Origin of the sequence: Williamwhitmania sp. (genome assembly GCA_035529935.1) — a bacterium.
Taxonomy (GTDB): Bacteria; Bacteroidota; Bacteroidia; order Bacteroidales; family Williamwhitmaniaceae; genus Williamwhitmania.
Genome location: DATKVT010000230.1, coordinates 1 through 21,453, shown reverse-complemented (window position 1 = coordinate 21,453; position 21,453 = coordinate 1). Strand labels below are relative to the sequence as shown.

Below are 21,453 nucleotides of genomic sequence, written 5' to 3'. Positions count from 1 at the left end.
GTAAACCGAATGATAAAAAGCCTAAGTTGAACTTCAATTGTTGTTCGCCACCGGGCATAATTTTGGTTAGAAATGTTAGTGGATTGTTTTCTATTGGGTTTTGGTGTTTGCCATAACCTATGCTGCAAGGGAGGTGTGGAATGAAATTTCACCCAAAAAAAGATTTAAGGGAGGCATCTCGCTCCAACGAAAAGCTCCGCAACCTCACGTAATGCGAGTTGCACCTTCCAGAACTATGAGTGAATGGTTAGTGCTGCAGTAGCGTACCTTTCATTCTAACAGCCGTAGCCAGAAAGAAGCCAACTGCACCGTTGCTTACGTTAGTAACCGCCTCACCTCCGGGTTGGGACATGAATGGGATTGGCTCCTGCAAACTCTTCTGTGCTGATTCAATAAAAGTGTTGTAGAGTTTGTTGGTGGAGTAGGTATAAACAACCACGGTGTCACCCACATGACCATAAATATTTGCAAAAATTCGGGTGTTGGTAAAGTGAAGGTCGTTGGCAATAAGATCGTCGTAGTATGACCAGCTGGCAATGGAGTCGTTCAGGACGCCGTTGCGCGAATATTTGAACATGAAATACTCACCCTTTTGTGGGTTGTCGGTAAATGATGCATTAATCTCAAAATATTTTGTGTCGAATTCAAAATCTTTGGTGCCAACTGAATCAAGTGCTAACGCTTGGTTCATGGTTGATGATGCCTCATAAGTTTTACCATCCACGAGTACGTTGAGGTTGTAGGTTTTGCCCACTTCGCCAAGAAAGTCTGAGGGTGGGGTGTAGTATCCAGGTGCGCTGTTGGTGAATACCACCGTTTGACCATCGTTGGTAACGGTTACAAGTGCGTCGTCAATTTTTGTTGGAGATGTTCCATCCATGTAGCTAGCCGTACGGCTGATTTTAACATACTGCATCCCAGGTTGGTCGGTAACTTGGCCTTCCACTACCAGCAGATTTTGGTTTTGGTTAGCAATGCCGGGGTCAAATTCAATCTTTCCGCATCCCCACAGGAGCAATGTTGCAACGGCCACTAAATGTATTTTCTTTATCTGGTTCATTTTCTTTCTGTGTTTGCATTTATGCAGAAAAGCCTTTTTGAAATTCATTTCCACAAGTAAGAAGTTTTACTAAAACTTAAAGTTATAGGTGATGGAAGGAATCAATCTAAACATTACCATCTTGTATGCATGCATAATGTCTGGGTTGGTTTTGTCTTGCTCAAAGTAAACGGAGTAGGCATTGGCCCTGTTGTATGCATTGTAAATTGCAAAGTTCCATTCACTCTCCCAATGGCGATTTGGCTTTTTCCTATTTTTGAGTGTAAGAGATAGGTCCAACCGGTGGTAGGCTGGGAGACGGTTGCCGTTTTTATCTCCATATACAGGCAGGCTTGTAGAACCGTAGGTGTAGCGCATGGTTGGGTAGGTTACAGGTGTTCCACTGTAGTAAACCCAGTTGGCCGAGAGGACTAATCGCGGCGAAAGGTTATAGCTGGCTACAATGGCTATGTTGTTGGGATGGTCGTAGCCGGCAACATACTCCTTCCCGTTGTTGATGTCTGGAAAATCGCGCAACGCTTTGGATAGGGTGTAGCTAATCCAACCAGTCAGTTTTCCAGTATTCTTTCTTAGTAAAACCTCAATTCCATACGACTTTGCATTGCCAAACCGGAGTTCGGTTTCCATTTGATTGTTCAAGATGAGATTGGCGTTATCCTTAAAGTCTATTTGGTTGCGCATGTACTTATAAAATCCTTCAACCGAGCATTCATAGGTATTGTGTTTAAAATTTCTGAAGTAGCCAATTCCTACTTGATCCGATATTTGAGGCTTTACATAGCTGGAGGCGGGAAACCAAACGTCGAGAGGCGAACCACCAACGGAGTTGGAGGCCAGCTGAAGGTATTGTCGAGTTCGGCTGTAGGAGGCCTTAATCGAAGAGGTGCTATCGAGCAGATAGGTGGCACTTAAGCGCGGCTCCAAGCCCATATAGGTGTGGTAGATATACCTCTGCCCATAGTGAACGGTATCAATAACTTGAAAATTTTGAATTTCAAAAATGGTGGCAGTACCAATATTCTGAAACATGGAAAATCGCAGACCGTAGTTCAGGCTAAGTTTTTCGTTTACTTTCAGCTCATGTTGGATATAGGCAGCGTATTCCAATGCCTTTCTATCCGGAACTTTATACTCGCTATTTTGGTTGGTTACGGTAAACTTCCCCGGTTGAATATAGTGCAGTATGCCTTGCAAGCCAAATCGAATGGTAGAGTTCGGGCTGTAGTAGTTGGTAAAATCATACTTTGCCGAAAGGTTGTCCATGGATGAGGTCCAATTAAAATTTGGTGTGGAACTGTTGGTGCCCAAGCCATAGTGGTAGTTAGAGTAGAGCACGGTGAAGTTTGAGAAAAGTTTACTTGTAAACAGATGGTTCCATCGGGCCGAAAGCGTTGCATTTCCCCATCCGAAGAAAAAGTCTTTACCATAGCCGTAGAAGTCACGACCATAGTACCCGGAGAGGAAGAGCTTGTTGTTATCGTTGAGCTGGTAGTTCAGTTTTGCGTTGATGTCGTAAAAGTAAAGTTGGTTTTTATTTATGGTAGAGTCGGTAGACAGCTTGAGGAAGAGGTCGGCGTAGGTTCTTCTACCCGATATAAAAAAGGAACCTTTTCCCTTTTTTAGGGGGCCTTCCAGCGCAAGTCGGCTCGAAATTATGCCTATTCCACCTGACCCGTGAAACTCCCTATCGTTGCCATCTTTCATTCGAATATCCAGCAACGAAGAGAGTCTCCCACCATAGGCTGCAGGAATATCACCTTTGTATAGCGTAACATCTTTAATAGCGTCGGAGTTGAAAATTGAGAAGAACCCCAGAAGATGGGCAGCATTATAAACAGGTGCTTCATCTAGCAGGATAAGGTTTTGGTCGGCAGAACCTCCTCTAACGTTGAAGCCGCTCGATCCCTCAACAGGCGCCTGCACTCCGGGCATGAGTTGGAGGGTCTTCATAATATCCGATTCACCCATCAAAACTGGTATAGTGCTCATGGTTTTAGTATCCATTTTTACCATGCTCATTTGGGTCCTTGTTACATTCTCATCCTTCTTCTTGCTCGATATTACTACAGTTTCCAACTGAATGTTTTGTGGAGCCAGCTCAATCGTTTTTACAATATTAGAGTTAAGCACTAACCTTTCTTCTTCAGGCGAATAACCAATAAAGGAATACTGCAAAGTGTAAGTTCCCTTTGGAAGCGTGATGGAGTAAAAGCCATAGGCATTGGCTGCTGCGCCAGTTTGCAACTCTTTTACAAATACGGTTGCACCTATAAGTGTTTCTCCACTGTTTTTATCTTTGAGGTAACCGCTTACTGTATATTTCTCCTGACCATAGGAGCAGTGGGCGATCATTAGTATTAGAATTATCAAAAAGTTTCGTCGAATCATTTGTCTTAGGTTTTGATATTGCTGAATGATGGTTTGACACAATTGCGAAATTAGCCTACCTATTCATTGCTTGTTTGGCTTTTGCGCGATCCTGGCCTATTCTTTAGAATTTGTATCGTTGTAATGAAATCATTCTGCTGAAAATTACTGTGTTGAAGTATACTGTTGTTCAGGTTTTGAGGGTTATTCCTACATTTTATTAATGCGAAGTTACAGATTTGATAGCATTCGATGATTGATAAAGTCGATAACCAATGAATTATCCTCGATGAAGCCTGCCTGTGAACCGATGAACGGGGTTACGTGCTACATGCCGAGCTTGATACAGCCGAGCATAAAAACTAGTTGACATTAAAAATGCTGCATCATTTTGGATAAACTCAGTCATAATTATTTCCTAAGCGAATTGCAAAAAATCTAATTTGTTAGAATCGTAAGGATCATTTACTTTGTATGTAGCTAATAACGCATTTGTAAAATTAAAATTGTTCCATAACTATGGCTGAATATTCAAGAACGCAAGCGCTGGAATTGCTCAACAAACATGTGTCAAATACAAGGATGGTTGCCCATAGCCTAGCATCGGAAGCGGTAATGCGCGCAATTGCCCGGCATTTGGGACGCGATGTTGAGCGGTGGGGTTTAGCTGGATTGCTGCACGATATCGACATTGACCTTTGTGAGGGTGATATGTGCCGCCACGCCAACATAGGTGCGGACATGCTTCTCGAGTTGGGTTTCGACGCTGAGATTGCTGAGGCCATTAGGATGCATAACGAGAGTGCGGTTAACCGAACCCGAACTTCCGAGTTTGAACATGCGCTTGCCGCAGGGGAAACCATAACCGGTCTTATCTTTGCAACAGCCTATGTTTATCCCGAGAAGAAGATTTCTGTGGTAAAGGCCAAATCGGTAGTTAAACGTATGAAGGAAAAGGCTTTTGCCGCTTCTGTACGCAGGGAAAGCATTTTGGAATGCGAGCTAATTGGCATTCCCTTGGCCGACTTTGTGCAGCTTTCGCTTGAGGCTCTGACACCGATCGAGGCTGAGCTTGGCTTTTAGCATTCGCTTACTGTCCAATATGTGCAAACCCAACTAGCCTGTCGTAGCGCCCTCCGGCTGGTCGGTAGTAAACGTATACGGCGTATGTATTCTGTGTTTCGGAATGAGTGCCTTCCAGTGTTGAAAGATTTAGCTCGTTGCTGCCCTTTTCACGAAAGGCATACATATAGTTGTAGTAGCCCTGCTTTAGCTGAAGCGCTAATTCGTAAGATTTCCTTTCTGGGTTGTAAACCATTTTGTAGCGATCATCGCACGAAAAGTTGGTGAAGTCGCCCACAACAAAGACATCCCCAAAAAGCGGAGTTTCCGCTGCTAGCGTGAAGTAGATTATTGGATAGTCGAGATCGATATCTGGGTTGTAGCCCTTTTCTGCTTGAATGACGGTTTTACCATCAAAATCTGGCTGAGTCATATATTTGGAGAACTCCCTGCTTTTGTCGGTCTTGAGCAGCACGTGGTATTTGTCGGCTACAAAGGAAATCTCATCAACATTAATGGAGTTGTAGTTTAAGCTACGAGTGTCAAACGTTCGCCATTCGTTTAGTCCATTGAAGAGTAAGCGGTCTGGATTGCTGTATACAACTGAATTGCTGTGGATAAATACCGGCTGGGGTTCCTGCTTGGCAGGAATATTGTCCTGAATGGCTACAACCTTCATCTCTGTATAGGGATCGGTTATCTGTAGCGAATTATAAAACACTTCCAAATCAAGCTGTTGGTGGGTTTGGACGAGGCTGGGATCCGAAGCTTGCCTCAATCGCAAAGCAAGGGTTGTAAGCTGCTCAACAACGCAAAAGCGCTTCTGAATAATTGGCTCTGTGGATGAGTCGGGACCATAAACTCGGATTACGTAGTTGCCCGAAAGTTTTATTTGCACTTGGTTGTTGGGAATTTTAAGCGAAAAGTGAATGTAGTTCACTTTTGTGTTGAACGAGTACTGGTAATCGTTCAGCGTATTGGTTTGAAAACCATCCATGTAGTCGGCATAGTAAAGCCCTGACTCATTCCAGTCAGCATCGCAGTGCACAATGGTATAGGTAAAGTAATCAGGGGTGTCACCTATCTGGTCGAATGAGAAAATTAGGGGGTTGGTGGCATTGAGTTCGAGAATGGGATCGCCCAACTCAAACCCTTCGGGATAAACCTGCACCGTGCAAATATCGTTACGCGTGGTAAAATTTCCATTTTTTTCGGAGCCGCATAGAACATTTCCACACTCAATATTGTTATTGGCGTAACAGAAAATTGTTGGCAAACTCAACGCTGTTAGGTAACTTAGAAATAATATATGTTTTGCTTTCATAATTTTTGATAGTGGTTAAAACTAACAGTTTAATGGGCAAACAGGTGTTTTTGAAAATATAATTATATGTCCATGTGATATTTGTCAATAATCAGATAACTTGACACAAAATATCTATTTTTGTGAACTCAAACTAATCAACAAATATAGGATGTCTAAGGTAATAAAAATACGGAAAGGGCTTGATATTAAATTGGCAGGCAAGGCAGAAAAGGTGCTGGAGCGGCTGGAAATATCAAGCACCTATGCGGTAAAGCCTACCGATTTTACCGGTTTAGTGCCTAAGCTGCTGATAAAGCCGGAGGACAAAGTGAAGGCCGGAACTCCTTTGTTTTTCGATAAGTATAAACCGGAAATACTTTTTACCTCTCCCATAAGCGGAAGCGTTAAGGCGGTAAATAGGGGTGAGCGCCGGGCAATTTTGGAGGTAGTTATTGAGGCTGATGGCGCACAGGATTACGAAAAGTTTGAAGTGGCCTCACAGGAATCGCAATCACGCGAGGAGGTAAAGACCATTTTGCTAAAGAGTGGCATTTGGCCGGGCATCAAGCAACGACCATACGCCATTGTGGCCAACCCTGTCGATGTACCAAAAGCAATCTTTATTTCTGGTTTGGACACATCGCCACTTGCCCCGGATCTTGATTTTTCTGTGAATGGGGAAGAGGGCGCCCTTCAAAAGGGTTTTGATATTCTTCATAAGCTCACCGACGGGAAGGTGCACCTCACTATTCCTGCCGATCGTTCTGCCACCAGCGTATTTGCAAAGATAAAAGGGGTGGAGATGCACGAAATTACCGGCCCACATCCGGCAGGAAATGTTGGCATTCAAATTCATCATATTGAACCCTTAAATAAGGGAGAAGTAGTTTGGACACTTGACCCATGGACGGTGATTTTTATTGGTCGCCTTTTCTTGAATGGCGTTTACGATGCCAGCAAGGTTATCTCGCTTGCTGGATCGGAGGTACTCAAGCCTCGCTACTATAGGTTAATTAGTGGTGCTTCCATAAGTAGGCTGATTGAAGGTAGGGTGTCTGATGGCAGTAACCGTTTTATTAGTGGCAACGTGCTAACTGGGCAACGAGTTCCTTCGCATGGATACCTCGGCTTCTACGACAATCAACTTACTGTTATTCCAGAAGGGAAGCATTTTGAGTTTCTTGGATGGGCTGCTCCTGGTTTCAATAAGTATAGCGCTTCCCGTACCTTTTTTTCGAAATTACTGCCGATAAAATCATTTCGCCTCGACACCAACATGAATGGGGGCGAAAGAGCATTCGTAATGACTGGTCAGTACGAAAAGGTATTTCCCATGGACATTTATCCGGTTCATCTGCTCAAGGCAATTTTGGCGGAGGATGTTGAGGCCATGGAGAATCTGGGCATCTATGAAGTTGCCGAGGAAGACTTTGCCCTATGCGAATTTGTATGCACCTCCAAGATTGAGGTGCAAGAAATTGTTCGCAAAGGCCTCGACTTGATGATTAAGGAAATGAACTAGTTGCTAATAAAATCCTAAAATATAATGAAATTCCTTAGAAGTTTTCTGGATCGGATAAAGCCACAGTTCGAAAAAGGAGGAAAGCTGCAGATGTTTCATTCCAGCTTTGAAGCCTTTGAGTCATTCCTCTTCGTTCCCGATAAGGTTACCAACCGTGGAGCACATATCCGGGATGCCATCGATCTGAAGCGCACCATGACCGTGGTGATTATAGCCCTAATGCCAGCCTTGTTATTTGGTATGTGGAATGTGGGATACCAGCACTCTATCGCATTTGGTATTAAAGATTGGACCCTAATTCAAACTTTCGTGTTTGGATTTTTAAAGGTGTTCCCTATTATAGTTGTTTCCTACGTTGTTGGCTTAGGTATTGAGTTTGCCTTTGCTCAAATAAGACATCATGAGGTTAATGAAGGCTTCCTAGTGACGGGAATGCTTATTCCGCTCATTATGCCTGTGGACGTTCCTTTGTGGATGGTTGGATTGGCAACAGCCTTTTCCGTTGTCATTGGAAAAGAAGTTTTTGGCGGAACGGGCATGAACGTTTTTAATCCGGCACTGCTGGCTAGGGCTTTTGTGTTTTTTGCATACCCTTCGAAAATGTCAGGTGATTTGGTCTGGATTTCTGGACTAGCCGGGGGGCATGGCATGGTCGACGGCTTTTCAGGTGCAACACCCTTGGCAATTGCTGCCACTGGTGCTGGTGAAACTGCTCATAATATGACTGTTAGTCAGTTGGTGAGTCATTTGCCAAGTGCGTCCGATATGTTTCTCGGTTTTATTCCCGGGTCTATTGGCGAAACATCTACACTTGCCATTCTTATTGGTGCTGCCATACTTATGATTACCGGCATCGGGAGTTGGAAGATTATTGTTTCGGTGTTTGCTGGAGGTTTTGGGATGGCACTGCTGCTTAATGCGTTTGGTGCAAATCCATACATGCAAATTCCTGCCTACTACCATCTAATTATGGGTGGCTTTGCCTTTGGGGCCGTGTTCATGGCAACTGATCCGGTTACTGGTGCTCAAACTGAAAAAGGAAAGTGGATATATGGCTTCCTAATCGGTGTTATGGCAATCCTCATTCGCGTGCTCAACCCGGCTTATCCCGAGGGGATGATGTTGGCCATTCTGCTGCTGAATACCTTTGCCTCGCTTATCGACCACTACGTGGTGCAGTCCAATATCCGGCGCAGGTTACGCAGGGCTACTAACGCATAACTTTAACTTTAAAAGCCATGAATAAGCAGAGTAATCGCTACATATTTATATACTCCTCGGTAATGGTTATCTTGGTGGCTGCAGTTTTAGCCATAGCATCCATTGTCCTTAAGCCATTCCAGGATAAAAATGTCGAGATTGAGAAGAAGTCGAATATTCTAAGGTCGGTTGGCCTTATTGCACCACAAAATGTTGCTTCTAAGGACAAGTGGACGGAGGATGCCTACAGCAAGCACATCGTTAATACCTTTGTTATCGACTCGCTGGGCAATCCCAAGAAAGGCATCGATGCATTTAGCATCGACATGAAGGCCGAAATTGCTAAACCTGGAAAAGACAGGGATCTTCCTGTGTTTGAGTACAAGGACGACAAAGGGCAGGTTTTATACATTATTCCTGTTAGAGGTCGTGGACTTTGGGGACCAATTTGGGGATATGTTTCGTTGGAATCCGACTTCAATACTATTGCCGGTACTACCTTCGACCACGAGAGTGAAACTCCAGGTCTTGGGGCTGAAATCAATACTCCCGCTTTCCAAGCCCAGTTTAAGGGGAAGAAGATATTTGAGGGAAATACTTTTACCTCCATCAAGGTGATGAAGGGAGGAGCTACTCCTGGAAACATGCACGAGGTAGATGCCATCTCGGGTGGGACTCTCACCAGTAGAGGGCTGGAGGCTATGTTGTTAGATTGCCTTCGTCCCTACGAATACTACTTTCAGAAAAATAAAAAGAAATAGCTATGAGCCAGAAAGAACCTCTTTTTTCCGTAAAAAACCTTAATCTGCTCACGGGGCCGCTTAATGCCAACAACCCCATCACTGTGCAGGTGCTTGGCGTTTGCTCCGCTCTAGCCGTTACTGTAAAGATGAAGCCTGCATTTGTAATGGCTTTGTCGGTTACCGTGGTTACTGCATTTTCAAACCTCATTATTTCATACCTCCGCAACACCATCCCTTCCCGGATTCGGATTATTGTGCAGCTGGTGGTTGTCGCCGCTTTGGTTATTTTGGTTGATCAGCTACTCAAGGCTTTTGTGTACGACGTGAGCAAGCAACTCTCCGTGTTTGTGGGGCTGATTATTACCAACTGCATTGTAATGGGACGCTTGGAAGCCTTTGCTTTGGCTAACAAGCCTTGGCCCTCTTTCCTCGATGGAATTGGTAACGGTGCTGGATATGGCGCCATCTTGCTGGTTGTTTCCTTCTTTCGTGAGCTTATTGGTTCGGGAACAGTGTGGGGCATGAGAGTAATTCCTGAATCCATCTACGTTACACATGGCGGATTTTACGTTAACAATGGGCTGTTTATTTTACCTCCAATGGCGCTGATCTTGGTGGGTATAATAATTTGGGCTCATCGGTCCTACAATAGCAAGCTCATTGAAAAATAACCCCTACAACTAGATTTGAACTATGGAACATTTAATTAACATATTCGTCAAGTCAATCTTTATCGACAACATGATTTTCGCATACTTCCTAGGTATGTGCTCCTATCTTGCCGTGTCGAAAACAGTGAAGACCGCCAGTGGCCTTGGCGTAGCGGTTGTGTTTGTGCTGGGAATTACAGTTCCGGTTGACTACTTGCTCGATAAGTATCTGCTATCGCCTGGAGCCCTTTCGTGGCTTGGTCAAAGTTTTTCTACGGTAGACCTTAGCTTCCTTAGCTTTATCATGTTTATTGCAGTTATTGCTTCCATGACGCAGCTGGTGGAAATGTTGGTGGAAAAATTTGCTCCAGCACTCTATAATCAGTTGGGTATTTTCCTTCCTCTGATTGCCGTAAACTGTGCAATTCTTGGCGGTTCGCTTTTTATGCAACAACGGGAGTATGCCACCTTGGCCGAAGCTTCTGTGTTTGGCGTTGGCTCTGGTGTGGGCTGGTTTCTTGCCATTGTGAGCATTGCTGCCATAAGGGAAAAGTTGAAATACTCCAACGTGCCAGCACCGCTGCGCGGTTTGGGAATTACGTTTATTCTCACTGGATTAATGGGGATTGCCTTCATGAGCTTCATGGGAATTAAGTTATAACCGAAATAAAATTGCGTGATGATACTTTTAAGCGTTGATAATCTTATTGTTGGGTCTGGCGTTATCGTTTTTTTCTTGGTAACATTGGTGCTGGTTTCAGTGTTGCTATTTGCAAAGAAGAAACTTACTCCATCGGGAAAAGTTAAGGTCACCATTAATGAGGAGAAGGTACTGGAGGTCGACTCCGGTTCATCCATCCTGAGCACCCTAGCCAGCAATGGCATCTTTCTTCCTTCTGCGTGCGGGGGAGGCGGAACATGTGGCATGTGTAAATGCCAGGTTGAAGAGGGTGGAGGGAGTATCCTTTCAACAGAAACGGGCTTTTTTACCCGGAAGCAGCAGCAAAACAACTGGCGATTGGGCTGTCAGGTGAAGATTAGGGAGGATATTAAAATCCAAGTACCTGAAGAGGTGATGGGAATAAAGAAGTGGGAGTGCGAGGTGGTTTCGAACAAGAACGTGGCCACCTTTATAAAGGAGTTTGTAGTTCGACTTCCTGCTGGTGAACACCTCAAGTTTAAGTCGGGCGGATACATTCAAATTGACGTACCCAAATATGACCTGATCGACTACAGCAAAGATATCTTTGTTGAACCTGAATTTCATGAGGATTGGGATAAACTTAAGATTTGGGACCTCAAGGCCAAAAACACAGAGGAAACCTTTCGGGCCTACTCCATGGCAAACTCCCCTGCGGAAGGTGACATTGTGATGCTCAACATTCGTATTGCTACGCCACCATGGGATAGAGCCAAGGGAACATTTATGAATGTGAACCCTGGTATCTGCTCCTCCTTTATATTCTCTCGTAAGCCGGGTGATAAGGTTACCATTTCGGGTCCATACGGTGAGTTCTTCATTAAGGACACCGAAAGCGAAATTATGTTTATTGGAGGTGGTGCCGGCATGGCTCCCATGAGGTCGCATATTTTCCACCTCTTCAAAACCGCTCAAACTGGTCGTAAGACTACCTTTTGGTATGGTGCGCGTTCCCAAAGGGAGATATTCTATGAAGATGAGTTCCGCGCTATAGAAAAGCAGTTTCCCAACTTCACTTTTCATATTGCCCTTTCAGAGCCAAAAAAGGAAGATAACTGGAAAGGTAAAACGGGCTTCATCCATCAGGTAATTTACGACAACTACCTCTCGAAGCACGAAACCCCCGAAGATATTGAATACTATCTCTGCGGCCCACCCATGATGAACGATGCAGTGCAAAAAATGCTCTACAATCTTGGCGTACCCAACGAAATGGTTGCTTATGACGACTTTGGTGGATAAACATAGGCCGGGCCTCATAGCGCCCGGTTTTTTTGTAGATTAATTTCATTCAGGTAACGCGTAAACAGCAATCGTGAGTAATTTAGCTGCTGAAAAAGTATTAGTAAGCCTGTTATATTCGTTCTCAACCACTAATATGATTTTGTTATGAAGAGGTATTTATTGCTTGCTGTGCTAGGTGTTGCAACTTTAGCTTGCTCTAGGTCAAAGCACTATATCGCTATAAAGGGATTTGCACAAGGGACAACCTACTCTATGGCCTATGCTGATTCGGCCAATAGAAACCTGCAGCCACAAATCGATAGCCTGCTGGCAGAGTTCGATACCTCCTGCTCTACCTACAATCCCAAGTCCATCATTACGCGAATAAATAACAACGACACTACGGTTCGTGCCGATAAGTTTTTTACAGGAGTTTTTAATCTTTCGCGCAAGGTGTGGGAGAATACTAATGGCGCATTTGATATTACAATTGGTCCGCTCACTGAGGCTTGGGGATTCGGTTTTAAGAAGCGAATAAAGCTCGATAGTTCCAAGGTTGATAGCCTCAAGCGGCTGGTGGGCATGGACAAAGTTCGTATTGAGAATGGACGTGTAATTAAGGCCGATCCGCGCATGTTTATCGATGTGGATGCTGATGCTCAGGGCTATTCGGTTGATGTGATTGCCAAGTATCTAGAGAGTAAAGGCATTCGGAACTATATGATTGAAATAGGTGGCGAGGTTTATGCCAAAGGGGTAAACCACAAAGGTGTGCCGTGGGTTATTGGTATCGATAAGCCGGTGGACAACGCACTACCTGGTGATGATCTTCAAATACTAGTAGGTCTTTCAGGAAAGGCTGTGGCGACTTCGGGCAATTACAGGAAGTTCTATGAGGAGAATGGTGTTAAGTATGCCCACGAGATTGATCCAAAATCGGGTTACCCAGTTCAGCATAGCGTGCTTAGCGTTTCGGTTTTTGCCGATGATTGTGGTACCGCCGATGCCTATGCAACCGCCTTTATGGTTCTTGGGCTGGAGCCTTCCAATAAGATTATTGAACGAGTGAAGGGCCTTGATGCCATATTTATCTATTCTGATTCCACCGGGGCATATAAGATATATGCAACTCCAGGTGCAAAGAAGTATATTATTGAGGAAGAAAAAGAAAAGTAGCACTTTTACTTTTTATTCATATTGAGGCTCACGGCTATAGTCGTGAGCCTTTTTTCGTATTTCTACGGATTAATTTTGTCAATATTTCCTGAAAAAAATTGATAAATAACATGGTGTTTTTTGACGAATGGATAATTATATCGAAAAACGTCATATATTGCACCTGTGTTTTAGTAAAAGTGGTCCCTAACCCTAATTACTTTATTTATGCGCCAGTTGCCTGTTAAAGAAACTTCTCCGGAAGTGTGATTCCAATAATTTTCTATTTCCAAAAACCTAATTACTAACCTACACCTAAAGTTTATGAAGAAAACTTTACTTGGCCTTGTATGCCTATTTATTATGGGCATCATGGGAAATCCAACTGCTGCTTCGCCAGCGTACCCAAATCCAGTTAAGGTAACCCAGCCCGATGGCACCACGGTTACTGTTATTCTAAAAGGAGATGAATTTGCCAAGTGGGCGCAAACGCTCGATGGCTATACTCTTCTCTACAACAGCAGAGGCGTATATGAGTATGCCGTGCTTGATTCTAAGGGAGACATCGTCCCTTCAGGAGTAAAGGTAAGCGAGGAGTCTCGTAGAACCGCGGCTGAAGCTCAGTTGCTCACTACCACCCCTAAGGGCTTGTTCTTTAGCCGCAGTCAACTGGATGTGATTCGATCCATTCGGCAAATGCGGGATAGAGAGAATGCCCAGCGGACATTCCCAACAACTGGCTCTCGCAAGCTAGTTTGTATCCTGATGGGCTATAAGGATAAAGCGTTTACCAAAACCCAAGCCGACATGAACAATCTGTTCAACCAGGTTGGCTACTCTGCCAATGGTGCTACCGGCTCTGTAAAGGACTTCTACACAGAGAACTCTTGGGGCCAGTTTAACCTTACGGTTACCGTTGCAGGCCCTTTCACAGCGGCTAACAACATGAGCTACTACGGAGCAAACGATGCTTCTGGCAACGATGTTAACCCACGTGCTTTGGTTACAGAGGCGGTAAACGCTGCCGATGCAACCGTTAACTTTGCCGATTTCGATAACGATAACGATGGCACCGTGGACGGTGTTTATGTTATCTATGCTGGGTATGGCGAAGAGGCTGGCGCTTCGGCAGATGCAATTTGGGCCCATGCTTGGAGCATTACCCCCGTTACCAAGGATGGCAAAACCATTAGCAAGTACTCCTGCTCTGCCGAACTTAGCGGAAATTCTGGAACAACCATTTGTCCCATTGGGGTAATTTGCCATGAGTTTGGACACGTGCTTGGAGCCCCTGACTACTATGATACCGACTACAGCACAGGTGGACAGTTTGACGGAACTGGCTATTGGGATCTTATGGCTGCCGGATCATGGAACAACAACGGTATTACCCCCGCTCACCACAATGTCTACACCAAGGTGAAGGTGTATGGTTGGGCTACGGCTACTGTACTTTCCTCGGCTGCTAATGTAACCGTTGCCAATGCTGAGACCAATCAAAGCTTCTACCAGATTAACTCAACCACTTCGGGTGAATACTGGATTATGGAGAACCGCCAGAAGGTTGGATTTGATACCAACATTCCTGGCCATGGCCTTATGATTTACCACGTGCATAGCGGCATTGCCACAGCTACCACAAGCAACACCATCAATGCCAGCTATCCACAGAAGATGTATCCGGTATGCGCTAGCGCTACAACAAATCCAGGCACAACGGCTTCCACCTACGGAACCATTAATGGTGGTGGTTGTCCTTTCCCTGGTACTAGCAGCAAGACGTCGTTTACCGATGCTACTACGCCCAACATGAAGTCGTGGGCAGGGGCAAATACTGCCAAACCAATTACCAGTATTGTAGAGAACACCACCACAAAGACTATTACTTTTAGCTTTATGGGTGGATCTGCTACCCCTACAGCTCCGTCTGCAACAACGGTGGCCGCTTCGGGTATTTCCACCACCGTTGCAACTCTTAATGCAACGGTAAATGCTAACAATGCAACCACTACCGTTACCTTTGAGTATGGTACTACCACCAGCTACGGTAGCACAGTAAGTGGATCACCTTCGTCAGTTACCGGTTCTACAGTAACTAGTGTTTCAGCTGCACTTACTGGTCTTGCGGCCAATACCACCTATAATTTTAGGGTGAAGGCAGTTAACTCAGTAGGAACAACCTACGGTAGCAATATGACTTTTACTACTTCTGCTAACCCTACGTCGCTTACATTGCCGGTTACAGAAAACTTTGCCACCTCTTCGCTACCTACTGGTTGGACAACTCAGAACGTAGGTACAGGTATTACGGAACGTTGGAGTCTTTCCAATACTGCCAATGCTGGTGGTGCTGCCTATGAACTTAAGTGCTCATATCAGAACCTAAATCCTGGCACAACCCGCGTAATCACTCCGGCAATTAACACCGTTGGTGCATCGCAGCTGGCATTGAGCTTTAAGCACATGCTCGACGACTACGGCGCTGGTGCAACGCTTCGGATTCAAACCTCCACCGATAAGGTGACTTGGACAAACGAAACATGGTCGTTGGCTACAGTTTCCAACTCCAATGTTGGCCCAGCAACGGTTAACACCACCATTACCCATAACCTGAACTCGGCCACCACCTACATTGCATTTGTAGTAGATGGCAACCTTTATCAGTTCGACTACTGGTATGTTGATAATGTGTATATTAGTGCAGGAACGGGTTCTACAATACCTACTGTTTCTACTTCTACCGTTTCAAGCATTACCTCTAGCACTGCTGCTACTGGTGGCAACGTAACTTCCGATGGTGGTGCAACGGTTACAGAAAGAGGTGTTTGCTACAGCACATCGCAGAACCCAACCACCTCCAGCTCCAAGGTAACTAGCGGTTCGGGAACGGGTACGTTTACGGCAAATCTTTCCGGTTTGGCTGCCAGCACTACTTACTACGTTAGGGCTTATGCAATTAATACCAATGGAACATCCTACGGCGCTCAGCTGAGTTTTACTACCCTTGCTGGTAGCATAACCTACTGTGCATCGAAGGGTAGCAATGTTAGCTACGAGTGGATTGACCTAGTTCAGTTTGCAGGTATTAACAGAACCTCTACTGCCGATGGTGGATATAAAGACAATACCAGCATGGTTGGTAATGTATCCCTCAATTCAACTGTACCAATTTACCTCAGTGCTGGATTCAGCAGCTCATCCTACACCGAATACTGGGCTGTATGGATTGACTTCAACCAAAACGGTACCTTCGATACCGCTGAAAAGGTTGCTTCTGGCTCGTCTTCAAGTAGTGCAACGCTTACCTATAATGTAACCATTCCTTCTACAGCACTGCTTGGGAATACCCGTATGCGTGTAACCATGAAGTATAACGCAGCACCTACTGCTTGCGAAACCTTCTCGTATGGCGAAGTTGAGGACTATACAGTAAATATTTCTCAAAGTTCGGGTGCACCAGTGTTTAACAACCCATTTGCTATAACTCTCGGCAACGAGGCTCCTTCTTCATTCACCGTTTTCCCAAATCCAGCAATTGATCATGTTACTGTTCAGCTGAATGGTATCAATGGAGAGGTAATGTTGCGCATTTACGATATGCGTGGTGCATTGGTTAAGGTTATGCCTGTAACTGATCGTCAAGCCGACGTTGATGTGAGCGACCTTGCTAAGGGTGTTTACATTATCTCCATTGATGAGGAGAAACAACCAATTACAAAGCAGTTTGTGAAGCAATAGTTTCCCTGAATTCATCTATTAATAATTGAACCCGTGTTTATCACGGGTTCTTTTTTTATCATGTTTGGTAAGTTAGTGGTGGCTTAGTCCTATTCAGGCGAATAGAAAAATAGTTGAGGATTTTATAAGTGTAGAAAATTAGATCAACACTACAGCCATCCCAGCGCAGCCTCCTGTGTGTAAAAAACAGCCACTGCAACATTTTTTGTTTTAATCTGTCCTATGAAGAGCTTGCTATAGGCTGTCTCCAATGGCTTTGTCTGCCAAATGGCTATTCGCACGGTTGTAAACCGCTCAACCATCAGTGGTAGCATTTGAACAATTTTATCGATAGTTCTATCTGAATCGATAAAATTTCCAACTCGTTCATCTTGAAGAATCCTGAGATTTTTTGGAAGATTGGTGTTTTTGATGAGTGAGCGATAATATTCTTCAACATCATCAATGGAGATATCTCCATTATACGTGGCGCTTACGATGTGAGAATTTTCGTCAATGAAAAATTTAATCATGGCTGGTCTGGTATTTGGCTCTTAAATATAAGGTATTACCAGCAAATGTTGTTTTAAATGTAAGCTAATAATGTTCGCTGCTTAAGAGTTTTGTGTGGATTATATACAGATGCTTGAGCAGGAGCCGTTTTGGACAATTGTTATACTAAATTAATTGTACTCTTTTGTTGAGATGAGAAGGCCTTTTTTCGAGGTGCCACATTGAAAATAGTCCATGAGCATACCATCCCCGTGGCTGTTGAAAATGGGATAATGCATTTGGCAATCTAGATGTCTGAAGTGGTTTGCTCAGGCCATGTGCCTTACTGCAACCAGCACTGCTCCGGTGATATAGGCTGCAATCCACCAGATGTAGGCATAACGGGAATAGAGATGTAGTGTGCGAGCTACCTGTGCCTCTGCATCCTGAGTTTGTCTATGTCTCCAAAGCAAAATGCAGTCAACCAGCATGGCAAGGAGGGCAGAGTACCCCAGCATACCGTGCAGCGTAATGGCGGAGTGGGTAGAACCCTCAATCATACAAATGGTGGCGGTTATATCGAGTAGAACTCCTGTGGTTAGAAAGGTGAGCACTTGGTTATTGATAAGCCGCTTCCGCTGTTCAATAACTATGGCTATGGTATAAGCTAAAAGTGCAAAATTAACAATAATGGTTCCTGCAATTAGTATGGGTGACATGGTTTTCGCTCTGTTGGTTTGACTTAACTAATGGATGGCAAGATAGCCATTTCTGGTGGCATAGTGAAATGATTGGAGACCCTTGAAATGTTAAATCATACCGAGTCGGAACCAAGTTAAGTTTAACACCTTTTTAGTGTTTTTAACGCCATGTGAGCATTTATTACCGTAAATTTGAGAGTCGGCTAAAGGGTGTTGCCCCTTTCCTTCTCCTGTATCTTAGTTTCTGCCTGCTTTCCGAAAGCGACAATGCTCTTCACTCATAAGGTCGACATGGGAAAAGAAGAAAAATTATCGATAATCATAATTTGTAAAACTTTAAGATGTAGGTTATGAAAATTAAAGAAGTTAGTGCAATCGAGATTCTCGATTCGAGGGGCAATCCAACGGTTGAGGTCAACATGAAGCTTGAGGATGGCACAACTGCGCGTGCTATGGTCCCAAGCGGTGCATCAACCGGTGAGCGCGAAGCCTATGAGCTACGCGACGGCGATAAGAAACGCTATGGAGGAAAAGGTGTGCTTAAAGCGGTTGACAACGTCAACAAAATAATTGCAAAGGAGCTTGTTGGTAAATGCTTTGTTAGCCAAAGGGAGCTTGACTACCTTATGGTTGGACTTGATGGAACTCCTAATAAGTCGAAGCTGGGCGCCAATGCTATTTTGGGTGTTTCAATGGCGTATGCTCGTGCCGAGGCTATGAGCGCCAAGATGCCTCTTTACCAGTATCTGGGTGGCAGCAATGCCCACCTCTTACCTGTGCCATGCATGAACATTATTAATGGTGGTAAGCATGCCGATAACAATGTTGACTTTCAGGAATTTATGGTTGCCCCACATGGAGCCTCTTCGTTTACCGAGGCCATCCAGATGGGCATTGAGGTTTTTCACACGCTTAAGGGAGTACTTAAGGCCAAGGGCTACAGTACTGGAGTAGGCGATGAGGGCGGTTTTGCCCCCGACCTGAAGTCGAACGATGAAGCCGTGGAGGTTATTCTTGAAGCCATTACCAAGGCTGGGTTCAAGCCAGGAGCAGAGGTAAGTATTTGCCTCGACCCTGCTGCCAGCGAGCTGTGGGAGGATGGGAAATACAAGATGTTTAAGAGCACTGGTAAGCTCATCACAAGCGATGATCTAATTAAGTTGTGGGAGAGTTGGGCAAAGCAATACCCCATTGTGCTGCTCGAGGACGGTTTGGCCGAGAACGACTGGAACGGATGGAAAAACCTTACACAAACCCTAGGAAATAAGATTGAAATTGTGGGTGATGACCTCTTCTGCACCAACAAGGCAATTCTGGCTGAGGGTATTGAGAAAGGTGTGGCCAACTCCATTCTGATTAAGCTAAACCAGATTGGTACCGTAACCGAAACGTTGGAGACCATAGAGCTTGCCTACCACAATAAGTATAACTGTTTCGTATCGCACCGTAGCGGCGAAACTATCGACAGCTTTATTGCCGACTTAACCGTTGCCGTTAATGCCGGACACCTGAAAACCGGTAGCGGTTGTCGAGGCGAGCGCATCGAGAAGTTTAATCAGCTGATGCGTATTGAGAACCAGCTGGGCAAGGCTTCACGCTTTGCAGGCAAGAAGGCGTTTAAGAACGCACAGTAGGAAATATCGCATAAATGGGAGTATAGGGCTGATTGGGAGATCAGCCTTTTTTTGCAATTGCTTTTGTGCGGGCGTTTTTACCCCCCCCTGTCCATTATCGCCTTACTGAAACGCCGTTCTTTTCTCACTACGGGAGTATCCTGTTTTTTAATATTCGTTCCTTCTTTTCGACCATCATCATCCTGTTTGGTCTGCTTGGTAATTTATTGTAAATTAATGCTTTTGATTTGCGTAGTAGGGTGTTTTTGAGATGGATTGTATAAGATGCAAAGAGTGATTTACTAAATACGATTTTAATATTACAGCTATGATAGTAAAAGCGAACATTGCGTTGAGCGACAACGGATTTGTTTTCAATCCGGCGACTGGAGATTCATTCACTTTGAATGAAACGGGTAAGGTGGTGCTTACGCTCATTAAGGATGGGAAGAGCCTCAAGCAAATTACCAATTTCATGAAGGAGGAATACGATGTGGACGAGGTAACGTTGGATCGTTACTTGGCTGACTTTGTAAATGACCTTAGAGTTAACAATCTATTGGAGGAATAGCGATGAGCCGAATGGAGGTAACGGTTGCCGTAACGGGGCTTAATAACATCGATAGTCCCGGACCTGGAATTCCCGTAATTCGTGGGATTCGAGAATCGAAAGAGTTTGAGGCTAGGATTATTGGGCTGGCATACGAGCATCTAGAGCCAGGAATTTATATGAGCGACTTGGTTGATAAAACCTATATGATTCCATATCCATCGGAAGGAAAGGATGCTCTCTTGAAACGATTACTGGAGATACATGCCAAGGAGAGGATCGATGTTATTATTCCAAATTTCGATGCCGAACTTTTTTCGTTTATTAAGTTGGAACAGCAGCTTGCAAACGCAGGTATTAGAACCTACCTCCCAACTTTGGCGCAGTTTGAGGAACGGCACAAGTCAAATCTTCCTGCCTTTGGGAGGAAATATGGTGTGGAGGTTCCTGAGGGCGTTGATGTTTTCAGCCATGCTGATTTACATAATGCGATGAAGTCGATGGAGTATCCGGTGATGATAAAGGGGAAATACTACGACGCGTATGTAGCACATTCGGAGGCGCAGGCTGATGAGTATTTTTCAAAGATGTCGGCAAAGTGGGGGCTCCCAGTTATTGTTCAGGAGTTTATTAAGGGAACAGAGGTGAATGTTATAGCCCTTGGCGATGGAAAGGGGAATTTAGTAGCTGCAGTGCCCATGCGCAAGCAATACATTACCGATAAGGGTAAGGCTTGGGGTGGAATCACCATTGATGAACCCAAAATGCTCAACTTGGCAAAGCACATACTATCCCAAACAAAGTGGAGAGGGGGCTTGGAGTTGGAACTGATTCGAACTTCGGATAATAAGCTCTACCTTCTTGAAATAAACCCACGGATTCCAGCTTGGGTATACCTAGCCGTTGGAGCTGGTCAAAATATTCCCGAGGCTTTATTGAAGTTGGCGTTGGGGATGGATGTTAAGCCATACAGCCGGTATGATGTGGGCAAAATGTTTGTGAGATACTCCTACGACATGATTGTCGATTTAGACCGTTACTCTTCGCTAACCATTAATGGGGAGCTGTAGGGGCCGATTAAAATGTTGAACAATAAAAAATATAACGCTATGATAAAGTTACCATTTGAACGACCAGCAATAACCCGCTTAACTCCGGGTATGCCATCCAAGCATGGCGCTGGAACAGTAATTGCCCCAATGCCACTTATTGATGGAGTAAAGGTGGATGACCTTTTGGATAAGTATGGATCTCCGCTTTACGTTTTTTCCGAACGGACAATTCGGAAAGTCGTTGAGGACGTAAAGAGAGCGTTCAGCTTGAGATACCCGAAGGTTCAGTTGGCCTGGAGCTACAAGACGAACTACCTAGACTCAATCTGCCGGATATTC

Annotated in this window: 18 protein-coding genes; 13 read left to right on the top strand and 5 right to left on the bottom strand. The window is 44.6% G+C overall.

Features of this window, described 5'->3' with window-relative positions; genetic code table 11:
- Positions 1-247: 247 nt before the first annotated feature.
- Both VMW01_17470 and VMW01_17465 read right to left on the bottom strand, forming a co-directional pair.
- Complete coding sequence (locus VMW01_17470; GenBank protein HUW08031.1) at positions 248-1,060, bottom strand: DUF4249 domain-containing protein; 813 nt, start codon at positions 1,058-1,060, stop codon at positions 248-250.
- A gap of 69 nt (positions 1,061-1,129) precedes the next feature.
- Positions 1,130-3,448, bottom strand: coding sequence for a TonB-dependent receptor (locus tag VMW01_17465; protein HUW08030.1), 2,319 nt, complete (start codon positions 3,446-3,448; stop codon positions 1,130-1,132).
- A gap of 498 nt (positions 3,449-3,946) precedes the next feature.
- Between VMW01_17465 and VMW01_17460 the strand changes: the two genes are divergently transcribed.
- Positions 3,947-4,510, top strand: a complete 564-nt coding sequence (locus tag VMW01_17460; protein ID HUW08029.1) for an HDIG domain-containing protein — start codon at positions 3,947-3,949, stop codon at positions 4,508-4,510.
- 7 nt (positions 4,511-4,517) lie between these two features.
- On the opposite strand, the gene VMW01_17455 is transcribed toward VMW01_17460, so the two are convergent.
- A complete protein-coding gene (locus tag VMW01_17455) occupies positions 4,518-5,765 on the bottom strand; it encodes a DUF5103 domain-containing protein (protein ID HUW08028.1) in 1,248 nt (415 codons plus the stop codon).
- Positions 5,766-5,964: 199 nt separating this feature from the next.
- Between VMW01_17455 and VMW01_17450 the strand changes: the two genes are divergently transcribed.
- The 8 genes from VMW01_17450 (at position 5,965) to VMW01_17415 (ending at position 16,727) form a co-directional block, all read left to right on the top strand.
- Positions 5,965-7,317 carry a Na(+)-translocating NADH-quinone reductase subunit A gene (locus tag VMW01_17450; protein ID HUW08027.1) on the top strand — a complete coding sequence of 451 codons (1,353 nt, stop codon included), beginning with the start codon at positions 5,965-5,967 and terminating at the stop codon, positions 7,315-7,317.
- Positions 7,318-7,341: 24 nt separating this feature from the next.
- Positions 7,342-8,538 (top strand): NADH:ubiquinone reductase (Na(+)-transporting) subunit B, encoded by a 1,197-nt coding sequence (locus VMW01_17445; GenBank protein ID HUW08026.1) that lies wholly within the window; start codon positions 7,342-7,344, stop codon positions 8,536-8,538.
- A gap of 17 nt (positions 8,539-8,555) precedes the next feature.
- Positions 8,556-9,278: an NADH:ubiquinone reductase (Na(+)-transporting) subunit C gene (gene nqrC, locus VMW01_17440; GenBank protein ID HUW08025.1), complete on the top strand. Its 723-nt coding sequence runs from the start codon at positions 8,556-8,558 to the stop codon at positions 9,276-9,278.
- 2 nt (positions 9,279-9,280) lie between these two features.
- The gene (locus tag VMW01_17435; protein HUW08024.1) at positions 9,281-9,931 is read left to right on the top strand and encodes an NADH:ubiquinone reductase (Na(+)-transporting) subunit D; all 651 of its coding nucleotides are present in this window, start codon (positions 9,281-9,283) and stop codon (positions 9,929-9,931) included.
- A 22-nt stretch (positions 9,932-9,953) separates the two neighbouring features.
- On the top strand, positions 9,954-10,571 hold the full coding sequence (gene nqrE / locus VMW01_17430; GenBank protein ID HUW08023.1) for an NADH:ubiquinone reductase (Na(+)-transporting) subunit E: 618 nt from the start codon (positions 9,954-9,956) through the stop codon (positions 10,569-10,571).
- Between the two features lie 18 nt (positions 10,572-10,589).
- Positions 10,590-11,852, top strand: coding sequence for an NADH:ubiquinone reductase (Na(+)-transporting) subunit F (gene nqrF, locus VMW01_17425; GenBank protein HUW08022.1), 1,263 nt, complete (start codon positions 10,590-10,592; stop codon positions 11,850-11,852).
- A gap of 147 nt (positions 11,853-11,999) precedes the next feature.
- A complete protein-coding gene (locus VMW01_17420; protein HUW08021.1) occupies positions 12,000-13,010 on the top strand; it encodes an FAD:protein FMN transferase in 1,011 nt (336 codons plus the stop codon).
- 303 nt (positions 13,011-13,313) lie between these two features.
- Positions 13,314-16,727 (top strand): M6 family metalloprotease domain-containing protein, encoded by a 3,414-nt coding sequence (locus VMW01_17415; GenBank protein HUW08020.1) that lies wholly within the window; start codon positions 13,314-13,316, stop codon positions 16,725-16,727.
- 149 nt (positions 16,728-16,876) lie between these two features.
- Here the strand turns inward: VMW01_17415 and VMW01_17410 are convergent, their stop codons facing one another.
- The gene (locus tag VMW01_17410; GenBank protein HUW08019.1) at positions 16,877-17,239 is read right to left on the bottom strand and encodes a hypothetical protein; all 363 of its coding nucleotides are present in this window, start codon (positions 17,237-17,239) and stop codon (positions 16,877-16,879) included.
- 288 nt (positions 17,240-17,527) lie between these two features.
- Positions 17,528-17,917 (bottom strand): hypothetical protein, encoded by a 390-nt coding sequence (locus tag VMW01_17405; protein HUW08018.1) that lies wholly within the window; start codon positions 17,915-17,917, stop codon positions 17,528-17,530.
- 332 nt (positions 17,918-18,249) lie between these two features.
- Between VMW01_17405 and eno the strand changes: the two genes are divergently transcribed.
- From eno to VMW01_17385, 4 genes are all read left to right on the top strand, one after another.
- Positions 18,250-19,533 (top strand): phosphopyruvate hydratase, encoded by a 1,284-nt coding sequence (eno, locus tag VMW01_17400; protein HUW08017.1) that lies wholly within the window; start codon positions 18,250-18,252, stop codon positions 19,531-19,533.
- A 307-nt stretch (positions 19,534-19,840) separates the two neighbouring features.
- Positions 19,841-20,083, top strand: coding sequence for a PqqD family protein (locus tag VMW01_17395; protein HUW08016.1), 243 nt, complete (start codon positions 19,841-19,843; stop codon positions 20,081-20,083).
- A gap of 11 nt (positions 20,084-20,094) precedes the next feature.
- Positions 20,095-21,132 (top strand): ATP-grasp domain-containing protein, encoded by a 1,038-nt coding sequence (locus VMW01_17390; GenBank protein HUW08015.1) that lies wholly within the window; start codon positions 20,095-20,097, stop codon positions 21,130-21,132.
- Positions 21,133-21,171: 39 nt separating this feature from the next.
- The coding region (locus tag VMW01_17385) for a hypothetical protein (protein ID HUW08014.1) at positions 21,172-21,453 on the top strand (282 nt) is incomplete at its 3' end.

Bases quoted from the DNA above. Each gene is read 5' to 3' on its own strand.
- VMW01_17470 (HUW08031.1), bottom strand. From the start codon at position 1,060: ATGAACCAGATAAAGAAAATACATTTAGTGGCCGTTGCAACATTGCTC.
- VMW01_17465 (HUW08030.1), bottom strand. From the start codon at position 3,448: ATGATTCGACGAAACTTTTTGATAATTCTAATACTAATGATCGCCCAC.
- VMW01_17460 (HUW08029.1), top strand. From the start codon at position 3,947: ATGGCTGAATATTCAAGAACGCAAGCGCTGGAATTGCTCAACAAACAT.
- VMW01_17450 (HUW08027.1), top strand. From the start codon at position 5,965: ATGTCTAAGGTAATAAAAATACGGAAAGGGCTTGATATTAAATTGGCA.
- VMW01_17445 (HUW08026.1), top strand. From the start codon at position 7,342: ATGAAATTCCTTAGAAGTTTTCTGGATCGGATAAAGCCACAGTTCGAA.
- nqrC (HUW08025.1), top strand. From the start codon at position 8,556: ATGAATAAGCAGAGTAATCGCTACATATTTATATACTCCTCGGTAATG.
- VMW01_17435 (HUW08024.1), top strand. From the start codon at position 9,281: ATGAGCCAGAAAGAACCTCTTTTTTCCGTAAAAAACCTTAATCTGCTC.
- nqrE (HUW08023.1), top strand. From the start codon at position 9,954: ATGGAACATTTAATTAACATATTCGTCAAGTCAATCTTTATCGACAAC.
- nqrF (HUW08022.1), top strand. From the start codon at position 10,590: ATGATACTTTTAAGCGTTGATAATCTTATTGTTGGGTCTGGCGTTATC.
- VMW01_17420 (HUW08021.1), top strand. From the start codon at position 12,000: ATGAAGAGGTATTTATTGCTTGCTGTGCTAGGTGTTGCAACTTTAGCT.
- VMW01_17415 (HUW08020.1), top strand. From the start codon at position 13,314: ATGAAGAAAACTTTACTTGGCCTTGTATGCCTATTTATTATGGGCATC.
- VMW01_17410 (HUW08019.1), bottom strand. From the start codon at position 17,239: ATGATTAAATTTTTCATTGACGAAAATTCTCACATCGTAAGCGCCACG.
- VMW01_17405 (HUW08018.1), bottom strand. From the start codon at position 17,917: ATGTCACCCATACTAATTGCAGGAACCATTATTGTTAATTTTGCACTT.
- eno (HUW08017.1), top strand. From the start codon at position 18,250: ATGAAAATTAAAGAAGTTAGTGCAATCGAGATTCTCGATTCGAGGGGC.
- VMW01_17395 (HUW08016.1), top strand. From the start codon at position 19,841: ATGATAGTAAAAGCGAACATTGCGTTGAGCGACAACGGATTTGTTTTC.
- VMW01_17390 (HUW08015.1), top strand. From the start codon at position 20,095: ATGGAGGTAACGGTTGCCGTAACGGGGCTTAATAACATCGATAGTCCC.